At 75.2% G+C, this 318-nt stretch carries 1 pseudogene; it reads right to left on the reverse strand.

Going from position 1 to position 318, the window contains the following annotated elements:
* Window positions 1–107: 107 nt before the first annotated feature.
* Window positions 108–318 (reverse strand): annotated as a pseudogene (locus ACLBXO_RS31925) (NAD(P)H-dependent oxidoreductase); the annotation flags it as partial.

Here is a 318-nt window from a genome sequence, read left to right on the forward strand (position 1 = left end):
GGACGACATCGCGTCCTACGGACTCGATCTGAAGATCGCCGAGGACGGGTTCCGGCGCGCCGGACTGAACCTGCTGTTCGTGATCTGAGCGGCCTCGGCCGCGCCGGTCACGCGCCGGCGCGGTGGGGGGCGAATCCCCGCGCGCCCGGCGCCTCCAGCCCCGGCCGCAGCTCCATGCTGGGAATCCGGTAACCGCCGCCATTCTGCTGCCGGAACGGGATCGGGGGCGTCGTCGCGAGCGCGGCCAGCCGCTCCCGCAGGCGCTCGGCCACGGCCTCGAACGCGGCCGCGTCGAGGCCGTCGGCCCGGTAGGCGACG

This window comes from Methylobacterium sp. C33D, from assembly GCF_053345825.1.